Source organism: Psychrobacter sp. bablab_jr014 (assembly GCF_016464015.1).
GTDB lineage: Bacteria > Pseudomonadota > Gammaproteobacteria > Pseudomonadales > Moraxellaceae > Psychrobacter.
This window is the reverse complement of sequence record NZ_JACDXT010000052.1, coordinates 1-18,294: the sequence shown is the minus strand read 5'-3', so window position 1 is coordinate 18,294 and position 18,294 is coordinate 1. Positions and strand designations below refer to the sequence as shown.

The following is an 18,294-nucleotide window of genomic DNA, read 5'->3' as shown; positions in this document are numbered from 1 at the left end:
TAAAAGATGTATTCAACACTTTAATAAGTAATGAGAGCCGTTATGTTTACAGACAGTCATTGTCATCTAAACCGCTTGGATTTGACCGCGCACGAAGGTGAGCTATCGAGCGTCATTGCAGCGATGAAAGCCGCTAATGTCAGCCGTGCGATGGCGATTATGTGCGACTTTGCCGAGCACGACACCATCAAAAACATCGTCGATACCTATAGCGATGAGACGCTGAATCTGGGTATGAGTGTGGGCATCCATCCGTGCGAAGATGTCAGCGTGCTGCAATCAGCGACGCATGAGCGCCTAACCGAAATGGCGGCAGACGATACCGTCTGGGCAATCGGCGAGACGGGGCTGGATTATTACTGGTCAGAGGACAATAAACGCGAGCAGCAGGCGAGTCTGGCACGGCACATTCATGCCAGCCAAACGCTCAAAAAGCCGCTGATTGTACATACGCGTGAAGCCAAGCACGATACCATTGATATTTTGCGCGCAGAAAAAGCAGAGCATGGCATTATCCACTGCTTTACCGAAGATTGGGAAACCGCTAAGGCAGCACTCGATTTGGGGTTTTATATTTCTTTTTCGGGCATTGTGAGCTTTAAAAAAGCGCAAAGTCTGCGCGATGTGGCACTACAAGTGCCCAAAGACCGTCTGCTGATTGAGACGGACAGTCCGTATCTTGCGCCTGTGCCCAAACGCGGTAAGCCTAACGAGCCTGCGTACGTGCCGTATGTAGCAGAATGTTTGGGTGATTTGCTCGGTACAAGTAAAGAAGAGATTGGCCGCTTAACCACAAAAAACTTTGAAAATCTACTGGCGCAATACAGCTAGAGTCGCTATGCTATGACTAGTCAGTCATTTTACAGAACCGAATAGGGCGTATTGAGCATCCGACCATGGCACTGACTATTTGCGAATGGTCAACACGCCCTAATAATCGGTCATTATTCATAATAAAAGTTGCATAGCCCGCAAGGAACCGCAGGGCGTTAGGAGAGCATATGAGCCGTCAGCAACAGTTTAAAGCCCGCGAAGAAACCATTTTGGCGACTGCCGAGCAACTGTTATTAGATTCAGGGGATGGGGACATTACCCTTGACCATTTAGCCGAGCAACTCGACTTGGCAAAAGGCACGCTGTATAAGCATTTTTCGAGTAAAGATGAGCTGTATTTGCGCATCATTATTCGTTATGAAGAACAGCTGTTTGAGATTAATAAAATTGACGACTCACCCTCAGCGGGTGTGGCGCGTATGATTTTTCAGCAGCTATTAAACCCACAAAAAGCCATGTTATTAAACCAAATCGAGGAGCGCCTTGCCGCTTCGGTGACAGGACTAAACCGTCTGTTTGGTGAGCTGTATGATATTCGCCGCCAGCGTATGAAGCGCTCGATTGATATTGCCAGCGCGTATCTACAAGATGAGCGTAGCAGCATGAGTACGCGCGATTATTTGTCGTCGATTTGGGCACTCGGTCAAGGCGGCGCAGGTCTGCTTAATTCCAGCTTTTATCAGCGCTATTTGGGTCGCCGTGACACGTTGCGCTATGCGTTTATTATGCAAATTTTGGAGCTGCCCAGCCACTATCCGACCTATGCGCCTGATGAACACGTCGAGGACAGTGATATCCAAGAGCTGGTCGAGCAAATCGACACCGAGTCCGAAGCGCACCGCAATACGATGTATTAAGTCATACGACAATAGGCAGTGACAGCATGTGTGCCCAGCGCATTCCGCCCATAAAACTACCAAAGACGCTCGCCAAACAGGCGGGCTTTACTTTGGTCGAAATTGTGGTCGTGGTGGTGATTTTGGCAGTCTTTGCGGCGGTGGTTGGGTTGTCGGTCGGCAGCAGTGAAGCGCGTAAAAATCGTGCCTTTTATGAACATTTGACCGACACGCTAGACTATGTGCGCCTATTGTCTGCCGAGCGTATGCAGCCGATGGGCTTGCAATTACAAGGTAATGTTAATGGACAAGCTGAACCTGTCATCGTACAGCTTGATAATGCGTATGCCGCCTATCAAAATATGCCGCAAGCCGAGCCACCCAAAAGCAATATGGAGCTGTCAGCGGACATCGGCGGGCAATCGGTAGAGCAAGTCACGCCGACATGGCAAGACGTCTCTGAGGTAACCTTGCCTGAGCTGCCCGTGGGCGTGACCCTGAGCATCAATCCTTTAACTGTTGACAATGGCGCAACCAATGGGCAAACGCTACAGCCGTGGTTTACTAAGGGTGCGCCTGAGGTGCTGTGGTTTGGTACAGGGCAAGCCGCGCCAGTGGCTATCGAAGTGCGCTATAATTCAAGGCTGGTGGGCGAGGTGATTCAAATCCTACCTGATGGGCGGGTGCAAGTGGGCACAGCGCAATAATAAAGGGTCGATAATGAGCAACCTGCGACAAACAGGCTATCGTGAACGCGGCTTTACCTTAATTGAGGTCATGGTGGCGCTGGCTATTTTGGCCGTGGTTGCGGTAGCGGCATCGCGTGCCAGTAGCGCCTATCTGCTCTCGGTTGACCGCTTGCGCACACGCACCCTCGCGCACTTTGTCGCGCAAAATGTCGCCGCTGATGTACAGATGCAGCAGACCTCCATCACAGGCACGCAAAACAAACAATTAAGTGAACAAGGACGCGATTGGCAAGCCACTATTCGTGCCGCAGACAGCGTCTCGCCAGCACTCAAAGCCGTCACTATTGAGGTAGCGCCGATTGACAATGGGCAGCTGGGCAGTGTGGCAAGTACGCTCAATATCCTCATCATGAATGACCAACAAGCCATCGGCATGCTCAACCTACCGCAGCAGGCAACGCCATGAGGCAGCGCGGCTTTACCTTACTTGAGCTGCTGGTGGCGATGGTGATATTTGCCATGCTCGCGGTGGCGGGCTGGCAGGTATTTGACGGTGTCAGTAAAGCCCGTGAGCGCGCACAGATACAAGCCGACATCCTCGCTGATATGCAGTACAGCTATCTACAGATTCAGCAGGACATGGCGCAGCTGGTGGCGTATGAGTCTTTAACTGCTGCCGATGCACCGACCAACACCATGTCTGATCCCGCGCAGCAAATAGCGCCCACCCCGTTTTTAACCTTTGATACTGCCCGCGTTGAGTTTATCCGTTTTGCCGACCCTGACCCGCGCTATCGCAGTAGCCCGACCTTGCAGCGCGTGGCGTATGAGTTCGCAGGCTCGCAGCTGATACGGCATCAATACGTCAGTTTGGATACGAGCAATAACGTCAGTATCGACAGTGTGCTGCTTTCCGCTGTCAGCGATGGACGCTGGCAGGCCTATCTGCCTGAGGTTAGCGACCGCTTCCCTGACGACAGTAATACTAATACCGCGCAAGATGATGATAATAACGAACGCATCCTATTACCCAAAGGTATTGGCGTATCTTTCAGCTATCAAGACCGACCCTTAGCGTGGCGCTGGGCGCTCGCGCCGCAACCTGTACAAGTGCCTAAAGTCGCCAGCAATACGTCCAAGACAGATAATGGCGGCGTCAGCGAAAATAATGGCAATGATGACGGTGGTGCTAGTGGTACAGACCCAGTGCCACCAGCCACCAACACGATGAGCAATACAGGCGGCATCGTGCCCGAGCAAAGCGCACAAGGAGCAGGCTTGTGAACGCGCCCCATAATCAGCGCGGTATGGCGCTACTGACCATTTTACTACTGGTCGTCAGCATCACCATCATGGCAGGTGCGATGCTTGCCAGTCAAAAAATCGTCATTCGCCGCAGTGCCTTATTATTTACTCAAGACCAGATGCAGGCCGACCTGCGCGCAGGTAGTGTGCTGGCGCGTGCCTTAATACGTGCCGATAGTGAGCTGAATCAAACCGACAGCCCCGCCGATGTGTGGGCGCAGCCAATCAGTGACTATCCGCTCGGCGCGCACCGCGTTAATGTGCAGGTTCGTGACGAGAGCAGCCGTTTTAATATCAACAATCTATATCACGATGGGCAAGCAGACACGGCAGCGCTGGCGGTATTTGAGCGACTGTTGCAGCAGCTAGACATCGACCCTGAGCTTGCTACCGTCGTTCTTGATTATCAAGACTTTGATAGCCAAGTGTATAAAGACACTGCCGACGAGCAGGCGATATATCTGGCGAATGTTGCCAGTAGTAACGGCGGTACAGTGGCGAATGTGATAGCCAATCAGCCTTTTATTGACATTACCGAACTGCAAGCGCTGCCGATGATGGACGATGCCAGCTTTGCTCGTTTACAGCCGTATATCAGCGCCGTGCCGTATTATGTGCCGATTAATATCAATACTGCCAGCCCCGAGCTGCTTGCCGCACTGACAGATGGCGCAGACGCGACCGCCTTAGCAACGCTGATGCAGCCCGCCACACGTACTGTCTTTGAGTCGGTCGATATGCTGTGGTCACAGCCGATGTTTGCGGGGATGAATGAGGAGGCGCGCAAAGCCCTTACGCCTTTATTGTCGGTAGAGAGCAGTGCCTTTATGGCGCTGATTACGGTGAGTGAAGCGGACAGTGCAGCCAGCAGCGCCCGCCAGCGTTTTGCTACCGTGCTGCTTGCCAAACAAAAACCTGCGCAACAAGCCACAGGCATGAATGCGCCGAGCGCCAATGACGACGAGGCAGTGCGGGTGGTCAGTGTGGTGTCCCAGCGCTTGTGGGCGTTTCGTCCGCCGTTTTAGTTTTTAAAGCGGACGGTGCTTGCTTGTCTTAACCTTGTTTATCGTTTTAGGTGTCTGTAGTGCTTTGCTGGCTTTCAGTAGCATCATCGGCAAGGCGGGTTTCTTCGCTCGATTTCCAGTTGTACGCGCCATAAAACAGCATCTGTGCCTGACGGGTGCAGTTGTGCAGCATGATTTGCTTTTTTTGTTCCAGCTCGTCAAGATCCGCCTCGTCGTCGTGGTCTTCAGAATACGTCAGCTCCAGCCAATCGATAATCCAAGAAAAGAACAGGTTAATTCCCGCCTCAGCGAGCAAGACGCGGTCATAATCGCTGATATGGGCAAAGGCAGGCTGCAAGCCCAAGTCATCGCCCAAGACTTTGCCCGAGCTTTTGATAAGGTTGCTGATAGCGCGGCGCACCGCCTCTGAACCACCAAAGCGCTCACTGACCAAAAACTGCCAATAGCGCGGCTGGGCACTGACGGTGTGCAAAAACAGCTGAATACTTTTGGCAATCTGCCGATCAAAGCTGCGTTTGCGCCCGATTTGCAAGCGGTCTTGCAAAATTGCCATGGTGCTGCCCAATTCCTCGACCACCAAAGCGCGCCCGAGGGCTTCCATATCATCAAAATGACGATAAAACGCGGTCGGCACGACGCCCACTTCACGCGTGATTTGCCGTAGGCTGATGGCGCTAAATGATTGCCCCGCCATGCCCAAGTCTAAAACGGCATTAAAAAACGCATGACGGGTTTGGAGTTTCTTTTGTTCGCGGCTGCTCATAGGAGTTTTTATATCAGTCATAAACCTTTTATCATACGCATTTTGACCGCAAATTACGAATAAAAACGCACGATTTTTTGTCCTTTGCGCTGCATTTGTTGGCTCTACGCGTTATACCATCGTATTCCAGTGCCCTTGCAGCTCTTGCGCAAGGCGATAGGCTTCGTGGTCATTCATGCCCGTGATAAAGTCCAAAATGGTCAAAATATTGGTGTAGGTGTCGTCGGTTAAGCTGCGGCGATGCTCGGCAAGATGCGGCTGGAGTAGCATTTGCAAGCGTTGCTGCTCAAACGGGGCGTGCTCGCTTGGTGATTGCCATGCCAGCGGCATTAAGGCGTCTAGCAGACGGTGCAGACATTGATTTGCCATCAGCTCCATACGTACTTTACTGGGGTGATTAAAGATTTTGTCTTGCGCAAGCTTTTTGGCGTGATAAATGCCCGCTTGAATATCAGGCGCACAGTGCGTGAATAAGCTGCCCTCCAGCTCGCCCGCCAAAAGCGCTTTGGCATTATCGGCAAAGGCATCGGTCACGGTATTGACCAAGCGCATCATGGCACGGGCGCGCAGTGCTGCCAAATGCTGACGCACCGAGGCGTAATGCGGCAGGGCAATCGTCTCGGGCACATCGCCAATGAGTGTGTATAAAATTTCGGCAACCTCAGGGTAGCTGAGCATATTAAGGTTGATACCGTCTTCTAAATCAATCAGCGCGTAGCAGATGTCGTCGGCGGCTTCGAGCAGGTAGGCGAGTGGGTGGCGCGCAAAGCCATCGTGCGTGCTTGAGCGCGGCAATGCCAAGACGTGCGCTAATTCTTCTAATTGCGCCGCTTCGCTGTCAAAGCAGCCAAATTTGCGTAAGGCGGTTTGCGTAGTCAATAGCGGGGTATCCGTGTGCGCGTCACCTGTCAGCGCCTCAACCGCGCTGGGATTGGCATGGCTGGCGAGCCAAGGGTATTTCATAAAAGCGCCGAGGGTCGCGCAGGTCAGGCGCATGCCGCCTTTGTCGGGGTGGTGCTCGTTGCGCGTCAGTACGCGAAAGCCTTGCGCATTACCCTCATAGGCGAGGATATCTAGGCGCTGATTGATGCTCAGCTGACCGAGGCGCTGCTGCTGCGCGGGATGCATAAACCAATCACGAATGGCGTATTCGCCCGCGTGCCCAAAAGGCGGATTGCCGATATCGTGTGCGATACACGCCGCCTGTATGATAACGCCGACATCCGCCGCGCCAATACCCACAGGCAACCCACCAGACAAGGTATCGTGCAGCTTTTCGGCGGCCATGGTGCCAAGCGAGCGCCCGATACAGGACACCTCAAGCGAGTGCGTCAAGCGGGTATGAATGCCCATTTGATTACTGAGCGGATGGACTTGGGTTTTTTGATTGAGCTGGCGAAAGGAGTGCGAAAAGACCAAGCGGTCATAGTCTTTGTGAAACTGCGAGCGGTTGGCAGGGTTGCTGCTCGGCGGATGTTTTGCGCCCAAACGCTGCGGGCTAAGAAGGCGTTGCCAGTGCTCGGTGCTGGAAATTGGTTGCTTTATTGGTGTTGTTATTGTCATGGTGTCTATGCTTATTATGATAATGAAGTAAAAGGCAAACGTGTATCAACACGCTTGCATCCTTAGCATAGCAAACAACAGATGAAGGTTGTAAGTCAAGCGCTCAGCAACCGTCTTTTCTGTTTATCGCTTTCTCATTATCAGTAATTGCCATCGGCACACTTCAGCATCAAGCGAAGCAGGGAGTGGTTAAAAACTCTTAGCCCTTTGTGACTTCACATTCAAACAAGACATTCTCATCGCTGCCTTGGGCGTCTATAGGCAAGCTCACCAATGTGGCTTGTGATTTGTCCGCCGTCACTTCCCAGCGCATAACCGCATCATCCGTCAGACCAATGTCGGTGTCATAGATGCCGCCGATAGCAGGGTCGGTGTTTTCGCCGCTGGTCGCCAGCAAATCGTATTCAACACCGTCAATCAATAGATGCGCGCTCATGTTGCCATCGTGTTCGTCATAATGTGCGCCGATGCTTTGCTCAGGCTGGCAGTTATAGGTGGTCATATCAGCATGGTCATGGTGGTCATGCCCTTCGTGACTGTCGTGATCGTGAGCATCATGATCCTGTCCTGCATGGTCGTGTTCTTCATGACCTTCATGTTCTGCATGAGCATCAGCGCTCGCGGTATCTGTTTGTGCCGCTGCATCTGGCGCAGCGCTCGCCTCGTCACTTGGCTGGCTACAGCCTGCCAAACCTAGAATTAAGATGCTGATAGCGGTCGCAGTTTTAAGGTTAATAAACGCGGTCATGACAAGCCCTTTTAAAATTAATAAACATTAAAGTATCAGCCGACGCATGGCATCGGAGATTAAGTACCATGCATTGGCTGACAACAAGAATGTTATAATATAACAGCTATCAACGAAAAAAAACCAAAGTAAGCGCGTTACCTTGGTTTTTTATTCGTAAAAGACAAAATTAGCCGTTATTCAACGGGTTTTTTTGGCTTAATAGCTTACACGTTAAATCTAAAGTGCATCACATCGCCATCTTGAACGATATAGGTTTTGCCTTCTAGTCGAGATTTACCCGCAGCGGCAGCGCCTTTTTCACCGTTGTATTCGATAAAGTCATCATAGGCGATAACTTCGGCACGAATAAAGCCGCGCTCAAAATCGGTGTGAATTACGCCTGCCGCTTCTGGGGCAGTCGCGCCCACTTTGACCGTCCATGCGCGCACTTCTTTAACGCCAGCGGTAAAGTACGTTTGCATATCGAGTAGGTCGTAGCCGCCACGAATCACTTGGTCAAGGCCTGCCTCTTCCATGCCCATTTCTTCTAAGAAGTCTTGCTTGTCGGCTTCGTCGAGCTGGGCAATTTCGGCTTCGATTTGGTTGCACAGTGCGATGACGATGGCATCATCACCTTTGGCATAGTCGCGTACCGCGTCTAGGTAAGGGTTGTCACTAAAACCGTCTTCGGCGACGTTGGCGATATACATGGTTGGCTTTAGAGTAATCAGACCGTAGCTCTTAATCAGATGCTTTTCTTCAGCGTCGAGATTGGCCGCGCGTGCAGGTTTGCCGTCTGCTAAGAATGGCTCGATTTTGTTAAACACGGCAAGCATGGCTTGGGCGTCTTTGTCGCCGCCTTTGGCTTTTTTGTTGAGATTGGTGATGGCGCGAGTCACGGCGTCAAGGTCAGCGAGTGCCAATTCGGTATTGATGGTTTCGATGTCATCAATCGGGCTGACGCGACCGTCAACGTGGACGACGTTGTCATCATCAAAGCAGCGTACCACATGCGCAATCGCGTCCGTCTCACGGATGTTGGCTAGGAACTGGTTGCCCATGCCTTCGCCTTGTGACGCGCCTGCGACCAAGCCTGCGATGTCGACAAATTCCATGGTGGTTGGCATGACGCGCTCAGGTTTTACAATGTCTGCCAGCGCTTTTAGGCGCGTATCAGGTACAGGAACGATGCCCGTGTTGGGATCTTTGGTACAAAATGGGAAGTTTTCCGCGGCAATACCTGCCTTGGTCAATGCGTTGAATAAGGTGGATTTGCCCACGTTAGGCAAACCGACGATGCCGCAATTAAAGCCCATAGTCATCTCTCAATTAGTCAAGGATATAAAATAAAATCGCGCGTATTGTAGCAAAATTTCGCCCAAAACGCTGCGGCTTATTCTGCAAAGTTTTTACCCGCGCGTTTTGATAAGGAATCATAAAATCTTGTATCTTATTGGGTTTCTGGCTGCACAACACCGACCATCACACCCATTTGTTTTTTATCGTGTCTGTCGATGCTGGGCGCGTACATGGCTGAGGCGATGCCGCCATCCAAAAACAGCGCATTGTCACAACCAAAATCTGTTTTAAACACTTCAGCAAATTGATAAAAGGTTACAGGTGTGTCGCTGGCGACCATGAGCACCGTATCATCGCTGCAAATACCAATACCGTTACGTATCTTGCGCGAGCTGCTGTTTGGGTCAAATTTGGGATGAATATTGCCATCAATGACCAGCATCGGCCCTGATTGCGTGGCGTACCATGGCTTGGCACTGCCATTATTGAGCTTGTCTTTAAGTGCGTGGCTTTCGTCAATGTGTACCGCGCCTGCCTTGTCCGACCACAGCACGCCGTTTGGCAATAAGTGAAAATTGCCGCCGCCTTCTTTTAAATTTAATGATTTGATTTCTTCGCCATTGATGACGGTGTAGCCAATCGGCGCGTAATCTTTATTATACATACCTGCATTCATACCAAAGGCGAGCGTTTTGTCTTCGGGTATTTGTGCTAACAAGGTATCAAAGGTCAATAACGGCGTGCTACTACTATCGCCGCGCCAAAACAGCTCTAAGGTATCAGGGTTGCCGCCTAACGCGCTGGTATCCACTTGGCAAGCGCTGTAGGCAAAAGGCTGCTCGCGCTTAAAACATTCCCAATGCGGGCTATCGGCAGGCTTAGCACCAGCGGCGCTGTCTAAACTGCACGCGCTAAGACCAAGCCCTAACGTGCTGATAAAAAATAAAGAAGAAAAGCGAAACATGAAGATACATCTTTTGATTATTGATAACGTTAAAAACGCCATCGGGGGTGCAGTAGCTAAAACAAGACCTTTTGGCGCGTTTTACCAAAAGGTCTTGTCATTTTAGGCGCTTATGGCAGCTCAAAGGCAGGGATTTTGGTACTTTTGCCGCGGTCACGCGCGTCAACATTATACGCAATCAATGCGTCATTGTCTGCCAAAAAGCTGTTTGGCGTGGCCATCGCCCACATCTGATTAAACACATCCGAGCGTGCGCTTTGGTTAAGGAGCGCACCACTATCGGCAAAGTAATAAAACTTCGATAATAGCTTGATTTGTCCGTCGTTGATACGGCGCGCGATATGATAAGGCATCAAATCATCAGGGTGTTTAAGACCGACCGCGCCGACGATATTACCCAGAGATTTGAGCGTGTTTTTGTGAAAGCTCGCCACGCGTTCGGCCTTGGTGGGTACATCAAGTGCCGCCTGTCGGTAAGGGTCTTGGGTGGCGACGCCCGTTGGGCACGTATTGGTATGGCAAGAGCGTGATTGAATACAGCCAACCGCGAACATAAAGCCGCGCGCCGAGTTGCACCAATCCGCGCCCAGCGCCAGCATGCGCGCCACATCAAAGCCTGAGACAATCTTGCCACTGACACCGACCTTGATTTTGTCGCGGATGCCTGCGCCGACCAAAGTATTGTGTACCAACAAAAAGCCGTCAATAAGTGGCATGCCGACACTGTCCATAAACTCCACAGGTGCTGCGCCCGTACCGCCTTCTGCACCATCAACGACAATAAAATCAGGATAATTGTCGGTCTCAATCATGGCTTTGACAATCGCCATAAACTGCCATGGCTGACCGATACACAGCTTAAAGCCCACAGGCTTGCCCCCTGATAAATCGCGTAATTTTTGCCAAAACTCGACCAGTTCAAGCGGCGTATTAAAAGCACTGTGTGAGGCGGGCGATACGCAATCTTGACCTTTTGGTACTTGGCGCGTTTCAGAGATTTCATCGGTGATTTTGCTGGAGGGAAGCACGCCGCCTTTACCGGGTTTTGCCCCTTGCGACAGCTTGATTTCAATCATTTTGACTTGGTCATCGACCGCCTTTTTAGCAAAGCTATCAGCATCAAAATTGCCATCTTTATCACGGCAACCAAAATAGCCTGTGCCAATCTCCCAAATTAAATCGCCGCCGAACTTACGATGATAGGGGCTAATCGCGCCTTCTCCCGTATCGTGGGTAAAGTTACCCATCTTTGCGCCCTGATTGAGCGCCATAATCGCATTGGCAGACAGACTGCCAAAGCTCATCGCTGAGATATTAAACACCGACATGTCATGCGGCTGCTTACAACGGCTGCCACCAACGGTAATACGAAAGTCTTTGTTTTTAAGCGGCTGGCTGGCGGCTGATTGCAAAAACCACTCTGTCCCCTGTTTATACAAGTCATCGAGTGTACCAAAGGCATTGGTATCACTGACATTTTTAGCACGCTGATAAACCAGCGCCCGTTGTTGGCGTGAAAACGGTACTTGCTCTTTGTCGTCTTCTAAAAAATACTGGCGAATCTCAGGACGAAAGTCCTCAAACAAAAAACGCAAATGTCCTGCAACAGGGTAGTTGTTTAAAATGGAGTGTTTGACTTGAATCAAGTCATAGATACCAAGCACTGTGGCAAAACCGCCGATGATGATGAGCCACCAGTGCGCAAGTAGCACACCTGCAATCGAAAGGCAGATGGCCGCACCAAAGGTACTATAGCGCAATAGTAAGCCGATATGATAAGGCAGTGGTTTTTTGGGTTTAGGGTGCAGATTGGTACGGGATTCGGGCATAGCAGCGCTCAATAGTCATTGTAAATATAGATAAGACGCTCAAATTTGTAGCGTATATCATACACCGATACTATCGCCACGTCGGTATCATTGGGTAACAGTATACTAATGCTGGCAAATTTTAGCAGGTGATTCTGACTAATATTTGCTCATCGTCTATAGCATCAAACGTGATCGCAACGGGTAAAAATTGTTCAATGAGCCATGCTTGGGTTTTGCTATGCTCGCTAATCATCCGCGCTGTAAACGTACCGCCACCCGCGAGCGCCAAAGGCAATAGCAGCTGGTCAGTCAGATATTCATCAATCAGCGCATCGGTGTCATACAGATAGCGCCTGATGTGTCCCGCCAAGCGCTTGCCGATATTTTCTGCCGAGCTACGCTTTTCCCCAAGCAGGCTAAAGACTTCTTGGTGCGTGTTTGTTTTGGTGCTTGTCTTAGCAGTCGCCTTCGCCTCATTTTTATCGCCAAGCTGATGCGTCACGATGGCAAAGCAAGTATTGCCTTCACCAATGCCATCCAGCCGCTTGCTTTGGGTGCTCATCAGCGCCTCATCAATATCCGCCTCGAGTAATGATGCCTTTATGCTGGTAAGCTCACGCGTACAAATGCTGTAGTCTAAGTTTAAAACGCTCGCGCACAGTACAATGCTTTGTAACGCGCCGCGCTCGGTTAGCTCAAATCGCGGCATCCCCGCACGGCGCAAAAAGGGCGTGATACGAGCCTTAATCACGCCGCCGCCGATAGGAGCAAAGCCCGCTTGCACGCACTCAATCTCGACCTGCATGCCGAGCTTGGCAAGTAGCGGCACAAAAGCGTGCTGCAAAAAATCGGTGGTCGGTGCTAAGGGATTGTGTGTGCCGCCGATAATGGTTACGGTCGATGAGGCATCGCTTTTTTTATTTTCAACATCCTGACTATCTACAACTCGGCTGTCTGCAAACAGCAGCGCAGGCAAAATGGTTTGTAGCACCAAGCTGGTGCTGCCCGCCGAACCAATATCAAAATGATAATCGCCTGCGCGCACCGCTTGCGGCGTAAAGCTAAAGGCATCGCTACCGAGCGCCGCGCCTGAAACCTCAGCATTACAAATCGTCTGCGCCGCCTGCACACACATCAAATGCTGCCGCATCAGTCCCGACTTGGCGCGACCTGCGCGGATACGGCGCACCTGAATCGGCGTGCCTGTCAGCATCGACAAGGTGAGGGCGCTGCGCACGATTTGTCCGCCGCCTTCGCCTGTGCTGCCGTCGATTTTTAGGGTTTTATGTGTTGATGCTGGCATGATAAATATCTTTATGATTTGTATGACTATTGATTGATGATGTTTTTAATGGGCATAATAAAATGCTTCCCAATACTTTTCGGGTCGCATTTAAAATAAGATTGAAACCGACTGTCAGTGTCTGGTGGTAAGGTCTAAATGGTGCATTGTGCCAAGTGCCATGTGCGGGGCATAAGTGGTAAAAAAATGCGCCTGCCCACAACGCGTAGCAGCCACGACAGTATATTTTCAACCCCCTGCTGTGGGTCGCGGGGTCTGACACTCGCCCAGTCGATTTCAAAAAGGGTGGTCTGTCTATTATCAGACAGACAAAACTAAAAAAGGGTGTAACAAGTTAGGTAAGCGCCTAGTCCACAAGGTCAATTTGCCAGTTGTTGGCTTGAATGACAATGTTAAGCTGACGCAGCTTCATGGCGATATCGTCCGCCTGCTTTTGCAATGCGCCGACCGACACCATCACTTGCCATTTAATCTCGCGCGGGCTATAGCGATCGACCTCGGTTTCGGTCGCGGCTATCGACTCGGTCAATAGCTTGTGGCGCATCTCAAGGGTGTCGCGCTCAACGAGCAGCGCCAGCATCGACTGATTGTTGTCTGTCATCGCCACCGCGTTGGTACGCTGAATACGGGCGATAAGCGCGGACAGCTCAGTAATCAGCTGGCTTGCGTCCATCAATAGCTGATTGGGGTCTTCGTTTGGCGTATCGCCGTCTTGGACTTTGACATTATTGCGAATGCGTCCTTTAAGCTGTGCCAGCTTTTTTTGCATATCACTGCGGATAAGTAGGGCTTCTGCGAGTTTCATTGTTTTTGTCCTTATTTTCTTTAATTGTAGCTTAGACATAGTGGTTTATCAGTATTGTCCTCAAGTGGCTATACACATTATAAAGCAATGCTGCTCACCCCTTCACACAAACCACCTGCCGCAAGGTATGTACCACTTCCACCAAGTCATTTTGGGCGCTCATCACGTCTTCAATATTTTTGTACGCCGCTGGGATTTCGTCAATCACGTCGCTGTCTTTACGACATTCTACGCCTTTGGTTTGGGCGATTTGGTCATCAATAGTAAAGACTCTTTTCGCCTCAGTACGTGACATCACGCGACCTGCGCCATGCGAGCAAGAGCAAAAGGACTCTTCATTGCCTTTACCTTTGACGATAAAGGATTTTGCGCCCATCGACCCTGGAATGATACCGTACTCTCCGACGCCAGCGCGCACCGCGCCTTTACGCGTGACAAAGACTTCCTCGCCATAGTGCTCTTCTTTTGCCACATAGTTGTGGTGACAGTTGACCGCTTTCACTGCAGCATCGAACGGTTTTGGCATGATGGTGCGTAGCGCTTGGATGGCTTTTTCCATCATGATTTCGCGGTTTTTAAAGGCAAAGCGCTGCGCCCAGCCAACTGCAAACCAATAGTCGTCAAAATGTTCAGTACCCTCAGCAAAGTACGCCAAATCTTTATCAGGCAGGTTAATAAACCATTTGCGCATGTCCTCACGCGCCAGCTCAATAAAGTAGCGCCCGATGGCATTGCCCACGCCGCGTGAGCCTGAATGCAGCATAATCCACACCTGATTGGTCTCATCAAGGCACACCTCAACAAAGTGATTGCCTGTACCCAGAGTGCCCAAATGCTTTAGATTGTTGGTGTTTTTTAGTTTGGGATGCTTTTGGGTCAGATAATTAAAATCATCGACCAGCGTACCCCAGCCATTCATGACGGTATCATCAGGGTTCGCCCACGCACCCACATCACGACGCGAGCCGCGACCGCGTGTCTTGCTGCGTCCATGCGGAATGGCTTTTTCCAGCTCGGTGCGCAGGCCGTGCAGGTTGTCGGGCAAATCATCTGCGGTCAGCGTAGTTTGCACCGCCATCATGCCGCAGCCGATATCCACACCGACTGCCGCAGGGATAATTGCTTCTTTGGTCGGCAGCACCGTCCCGATGGTCGCGCCGATACCGACATGGACATCAGGCATCACCGCGAGCCATTTATAAATAAAAGGCATCTGTGAGGCTTTAATCAGCTGGTCGTGGGCTTTTGGGTCGACAGGCACGCCTTTGGTCCATAGTCGGATAGGGGTGCCACCGTCTTGAATGATGTTGTGATTGATAGGCTGCATAGTGTCTCCTTAGCGGTATATGAATAAACAATCCGTCACATAGAAGCGCTCGACTCAAAGGTATTTTTCTCGCGTGCTGTGCCTACGCCGACAGAGGCTTCGAAAAATATCTTTGATTCTCGCTACGTTGTTGGTAGTAGTGCGGTTGTCTGTACTTTATAGGTTGCTAAAGGTGTGCCAGTTTTTGATAAAGATAGTTTTTATTTTTATAAGTATTTGATATTGAATGATAAAAAATATTTTAAATTCTTTTTTAATGAAAAAATGAACTTTAATCAAGTAAACAAAGCTATAATTTATTCTATAAATATAGCTTTTATTCTATTCTGACGCTTATAGAATTTTAAGATTTGGCTAGAATGCTTTATTTTTTAATTAAACAATAGTTCTTTATTACAAAGTGTTTTGTACAGTACAATGCAGGCTTATCAAACATTATCAGTGCTATGAAAAACGCCAATCATTAAGCTTAGGAGAGAACAATAGGGAATTTTTACGTCAATATTACAGCGAATACTGCTGCCAAAGATGCGGTTAAATATCTAAAGAGTAAGGCTACTAGCGCATACGTGATGCCAATCAGTGAGCAGCAATGTGTTATTTATGAAGCGCAATGTGATACTCAAGATATAGCACACGTCTACGAGATGCTGCTAATGCTGACATCTGAGCTGGACTGTAGCGCATTGGGCGTGCTTAATCATGATGATGATTTGCTGCTTACCATATTGTGTAATAAAGGCAAGCTCATAGCAGATTATAGCTGCGGCATGAGCTTTGAAGAAATGTATGCTGAATATGATGACGAGCTGCCAGATATGGACGAAGAAGCAGATGAACCGCAGGGACAGCAAAAGGAAGAGCAAGCTCGTGTGATGGTTGATTACTTATCTGAGGCATGTGATGAGGTGAATAAAGAGGCGCTACTTGAGGTACTGATGCAAGATTTCGTATTTGCTATTGAAGCGCACGAAAAGTTGGTCGAAGTAGTGGGGCTGCCTGAATGTTCGATTGGGTTGGGGTATAACCATATCAATGAAGGTCAGATAGAAGATCAATTGGACAGTAAGCAATTAATGCAAATTGGTAACTGATTAGAAAAGGTGTGATAAATAGAGGTTAATAAAGTGCAGCGTAAAAAAACCGCCGTCATCGGCTTTCTCGGAACGACCTTGGACAATGGCTTTAATAACAAGCGTTGGCAGCGCTGGCGTCCGAGCGTCAGCCTGTGCCTGCATGATGACCTGCTGGTCGATGAGCTGCATATCCTCTATAGCAAGCGCGATAAGCGGCTGTTTAACGTCATCGTTGATGATGTGGCGCAGGTCAGCGCCGATACCAAAGTCATTGGGCATCGGGTGACGCTGGCGAGTCCGTGGGATTTTGCTGATGTCTATGCTGAGCTGTATGACTTTGTCACAGGCTTCGCCTTTCGTGAGGACACCGACTATCTGCTGCATCTGACCACGGGTACGCATGTGGCGCAGATTTGCTGGTTTTTGCTGGTTGAGGCGGGGTTTTTGCCTGCCGATTTGATTCAGACCTCGCCGTGTCCCAAGCCTGACCAATACGACCCACAAGGGCGCTACCAAATCATTGACTTGGACGTGTCGCGTTATGACAGTTTGCGCGCGCGTTTTGAGGCAGAAAAAGCCCAGCATTGGCAAACCCTACAAGCCAATCTCGTCACCCAAAACGCTGCCTATCAACAGCTGATTGCTGATATTGAAAAGGTCGCCACACGCTCCAACGCTCCGATTTTACTGATGGGCGCGACAGGGGCAGGCAAGTCGCAACTGGCAACACAAATCTACGCGCTCAAGAAAAACAAAGCCAAAAACAAGCAGGCACTCGGCGCGTTCGTCGAAGTCAACTGCGCCACCTTGCGCGGCGATACCGCCATGAGCGTGCTGTTCGGTCATGTCAAAGGCGCGTTTACAGGCGCGGCGTCGAGCCGTGAGGGTCTGCTCAAATCGGCGGACGGCGGCTTGCTGTTTTTGGATGAAATCGGCGAGCTGGGGCTGGACGAACAGGCGATGCTCTTGACCGCGCTTGAGGCGCAGCGCTTTTATCCGCTTGGGAGTGACACCTCGATTGACGTGTCATTTCAATTGATGGCAGGGACGAATAAGGATTTGCGCCAAGCGGTCGCGGATGGGGAGTTTCGTGCCGACTTGTTTGCGCGGCTGAACACGTGGACGTTTTTTTTACCGTCGTTAAAAGACCGTATCGAGGACTTGCCCGCCAATATTGATTACGAGCTGGCGCGTCTCGGCAGTGAGCAGCAGTATCAATACCGCTTTGAGCCTGAGGCGCGGGCATACTTTGAAGCCTTTGCCACAAGTTCTGAGGCGACGTGGCAGGGCAACTTTCGTGATTTAAGCGCCAGCATGACGCGCTTAACGACATTGTGCGAAGGCAAAGTGATTCGTATGCCTGATGTTAAGGCAGAAATCACCCGCCTTAAGCATCTGTGGGCATTGCCCAATAGCGCGCAGTATCAGGCGGACAAGGCGTATGCACCCAGCCTAACCGAGCAGCAAGCGCACGCGGATACGGTGCTGAGCCGTCATCTATCCAGCGACGACAAAGACGCGCTTGACCCCTTTGACGCGGTGCAGCTGGCGTATGTGATTGAGGTCTGCTATCAGCACAGTAGCCAAGCGGCGGCAGGGCGCTATCTGTATGCCAACTCCAGAAATCAGCTAAAAAGTAACAATGACAGCGACCGACTGCGGAAGTATCTGCTAAAGTTTGGGCTGAGGTTTGATGAGCTGAAGTTTGATGGATTGGATAATGGCTTTAATCAGTCAGTAGGTCAATATAGATAATAAGCCTAAAAGTATAGTCAGTTCACTATAAAATCGATACGATGAGATTAAACGCTATTTTTCGCAGTATCAAAAGACGTAGTCACAGCAAGCAAGGAAAATAGCGTTTAATCAAATGAATTTATTGTCCTGTATCGTTTTTATTTAGAGTTAACTATACATGAAAAACGCTGCTAATTTCATTTCAAAAAACGATGACGTATTTGGTC

The 18,294-nt window shown here is 50.2% G+C and carries 17 protein-coding genes; 8 read left to right on the top strand and 9 right to left on the bottom strand.

Features of this window, described 5'->3' with window-relative positions:
• Positions 1 to 42 precede the first annotated feature (42 nt).
• From JIE71_RS12095 to gspK, 6 genes are all read left to right on the top strand, one after another.
• Complete coding sequence (locus tag JIE71_RS12095) at positions 43 to 831, top strand: TatD family hydrolase (protein ID WP_199508975.1); 789 nt, start codon at positions 43 to 45, stop codon at positions 829 to 831.
• Between the two features lie 170 nt (positions 832 to 1,001).
• Positions 1,002 to 1,691, top strand: coding sequence for a TetR/AcrR family transcriptional regulator (locus JIE71_RS12090; protein ID WP_199508974.1), 690 nt, complete (start codon positions 1,002 to 1,004; stop codon positions 1,689 to 1,691).
• A gap of 26 nt (positions 1,692 to 1,717) precedes the next feature.
• Positions 1,718 to 2,377, top strand: a complete 660-nt coding sequence (locus tag JIE71_RS12085) for a prepilin-type N-terminal cleavage/methylation domain-containing protein (RefSeq protein ID WP_199508973.1) — start codon at positions 1,718 to 1,720, stop codon at positions 2,375 to 2,377.
• A gap of 13 nt (positions 2,378 to 2,390) precedes the next feature.
• Positions 2,391 to 2,825 carry a type II secretion system minor pseudopilin GspI gene (gene gspI, locus JIE71_RS12080; protein WP_199508972.1) on the top strand — a complete coding sequence of 145 codons (435 nt, stop codon included), beginning with the start codon at positions 2,391 to 2,393 and terminating at the stop codon, positions 2,823 to 2,825.
• The gene (gspJ, locus tag JIE71_RS12075; RefSeq protein WP_199508971.1) at positions 2,822 to 3,643 is read left to right on the top strand and encodes a type II secretion system minor pseudopilin GspJ; all 822 of its coding nucleotides are present in this window, start codon (positions 2,822 to 2,824) and stop codon (positions 3,641 to 3,643) included. Before gspI ends, gspJ begins: the two co-directional genes overlap by 4 nt.
• Positions 3,640 to 4,689 (top strand): type II secretion system minor pseudopilin GspK, encoded by a 1,050-nt coding sequence (gspK, locus tag JIE71_RS12070; RefSeq protein ID WP_323126939.1) that lies wholly within the window; start codon positions 3,640 to 3,642, stop codon positions 4,687 to 4,689. Before gspJ ends, gspK begins: the two co-directional genes overlap by 4 nt.
• Positions 4,690 to 4,735: 46 nt before the next feature.
• On the opposite strand, the gene JIE71_RS12065 is transcribed toward gspK, so the two are convergent.
• From JIE71_RS12065 to JIE71_RS12025, 9 genes are all read right to left on the bottom strand, one after another.
• On the bottom strand, positions 4,736 to 5,452 hold the full coding sequence (locus tag JIE71_RS12065) for a TetR family transcriptional regulator (protein ID WP_416232035.1): 717 nt from the start codon (positions 5,450 to 5,452) through the stop codon (positions 4,736 to 4,738).
• Between the two features lie 111 nt (positions 5,453 to 5,563).
• Positions 5,564 to 7,015 carry a deoxyguanosinetriphosphate triphosphohydrolase gene (locus tag JIE71_RS12060; RefSeq protein ID WP_199508969.1) on the bottom strand — a complete coding sequence of 484 codons (1,452 nt, stop codon included), beginning with the start codon at positions 7,013 to 7,015 and terminating at the stop codon, positions 5,564 to 5,566.
• A 199-nt stretch (positions 7,016 to 7,214) separates the two neighbouring features.
• Positions 7,215 to 7,763 (bottom strand): hypothetical protein, encoded by a 549-nt coding sequence (locus JIE71_RS12055; RefSeq protein WP_199508989.1) that lies wholly within the window; start codon positions 7,761 to 7,763, stop codon positions 7,215 to 7,217.
• A gap of 206 nt (positions 7,764 to 7,969) precedes the next feature.
• Positions 7,970 to 9,061, bottom strand: coding sequence for a redox-regulated ATPase YchF (gene ychF / locus JIE71_RS12050; protein WP_199508968.1), 1,092 nt, complete (start codon positions 9,059 to 9,061; stop codon positions 7,970 to 7,972).
• Between the two features lie 134 nt (positions 9,062 to 9,195).
• Positions 9,196 to 10,008: a phosphodiester glycosidase family protein gene (locus tag JIE71_RS12045; protein WP_199508967.1), complete on the bottom strand. Its 813-nt coding sequence runs from the start codon at positions 10,006 to 10,008 to the stop codon at positions 9,196 to 9,198.
• Positions 10,009 to 10,118: 110 nt separating this feature from the next.
• Entirely contained in the window at positions 10,119 to 11,837 is a 1,719-nt protein-coding gene (locus tag JIE71_RS12040; protein WP_199508966.1) for an FMN-binding glutamate synthase family protein, read from the bottom strand.
• 121 nt (positions 11,838 to 11,958) lie between these two features.
• Positions 11,959 to 13,122 (bottom strand): RNA 3'-terminal phosphate cyclase, encoded by a 1,164-nt coding sequence (gene rtcA / locus JIE71_RS12035; protein WP_199508965.1) that lies wholly within the window; start codon positions 13,120 to 13,122, stop codon positions 11,959 to 11,961.
• 346 nt (positions 13,123 to 13,468) lie between these two features.
• Positions 13,469 to 13,927 (bottom strand): DIP1984 family protein, encoded by a 459-nt coding sequence (locus JIE71_RS12030; protein WP_199508964.1) that lies wholly within the window; start codon positions 13,925 to 13,927, stop codon positions 13,469 to 13,471.
• Positions 13,928 to 14,021: 94 nt separating this feature from the next.
• A complete protein-coding gene (locus JIE71_RS12025; protein WP_199508963.1) occupies positions 14,022 to 15,254 on the bottom strand; it encodes an RtcB family protein in 1,233 nt (410 codons plus the stop codon).
• A gap of 569 nt (positions 15,255 to 15,823) precedes the next feature.
• Here JIE71_RS12025 and JIE71_RS12020 point away from each other — a divergent pair.
• On the top strand, positions 15,824 to 16,348 hold the full coding sequence (locus JIE71_RS12020) for a hypothetical protein (RefSeq protein ID WP_199508962.1): 525 nt from the start codon (positions 15,824 to 15,826) through the stop codon (positions 16,346 to 16,348).
• A 33-nt stretch (positions 16,349 to 16,381) separates the two neighbouring features.
• Entirely contained in the window at positions 16,382 to 18,085 is a 1,704-nt protein-coding gene (gene rtcR / locus JIE71_RS12015; RefSeq protein WP_199508961.1) for an RNA repair transcriptional activator RtcR, read from the top strand.
• The last annotated feature ends 209 nt before the right edge of the window (positions 18,086 to 18,294 follow it).

Coding starts and splice junctions, on each gene's coding strand:
- JIE71_RS12095 (WP_199508975.1), top strand. CDS start 43: ATGTTTACAGACAGTCATTGTCATCTAAACCGCTTGGATTTGACCGCG.
- JIE71_RS12090 (WP_199508974.1), top strand. CDS start 1,002: ATGAGCCGTCAGCAACAGTTTAAAGCCCGCGAAGAAACCATTTTGGCG.
- JIE71_RS12085 (WP_199508973.1), top strand. CDS start 1,718: ATGTGTGCCCAGCGCATTCCGCCCATAAAACTACCAAAGACGCTCGCC.
- gspI (WP_199508972.1), top strand. CDS start 2,391: ATGAGCAACCTGCGACAAACAGGCTATCGTGAACGCGGCTTTACCTTA.
- gspJ (WP_199508971.1), top strand. CDS start 2,822: ATGAGGCAGCGCGGCTTTACCTTACTTGAGCTGCTGGTGGCGATGGTG.
- JIE71_RS12065 (WP_416232035.1), bottom strand. CDS start 5,452: ATGAGCAGCCGCGAACAAAAGAAACTCCAAACCCGTCATGCGTTTTTT.
- JIE71_RS12060 (WP_199508969.1), bottom strand. CDS start 7,015: ATGACAATAACAACACCAATAAAGCAACCAATTTCCAGCACCGAGCAC.
- JIE71_RS12055 (WP_199508989.1), bottom strand. CDS start 7,763: ATGACCGCGTTTATTAACCTTAAAACTGCGACCGCTATCAGCATCTTA.
- ychF (WP_199508968.1), bottom strand. CDS start 9,061: ATGGGCTTTAATTGCGGCATCGTCGGTTTGCCTAACGTGGGCAAATCC.
- JIE71_RS12045 (WP_199508967.1), bottom strand. CDS start 10,008: ATGTTTCGCTTTTCTTCTTTATTTTTTATCAGCACGTTAGGGCTTGGT.
- JIE71_RS12040 (WP_199508966.1), bottom strand. CDS start 11,837: ATGCCCGAATCCCGTACCAATCTGCACCCTAAACCCAAAAAACCACTG.
- rtcA (WP_199508965.1), bottom strand. CDS start 13,122: ATGCCAGCATCAACACATAAAACCCTAAAAATCGACGGCAGCACAGGC.
- JIE71_RS12030 (WP_199508964.1), bottom strand. CDS start 13,927: ATGAAACTCGCAGAAGCCCTACTTATCCGCAGTGATATGCAAAAAAAG.
- JIE71_RS12025 (WP_199508963.1), bottom strand. CDS start 15,254: ATGCAGCCTATCAATCACAACATCATTCAAGACGGTGGCACCCCTATC.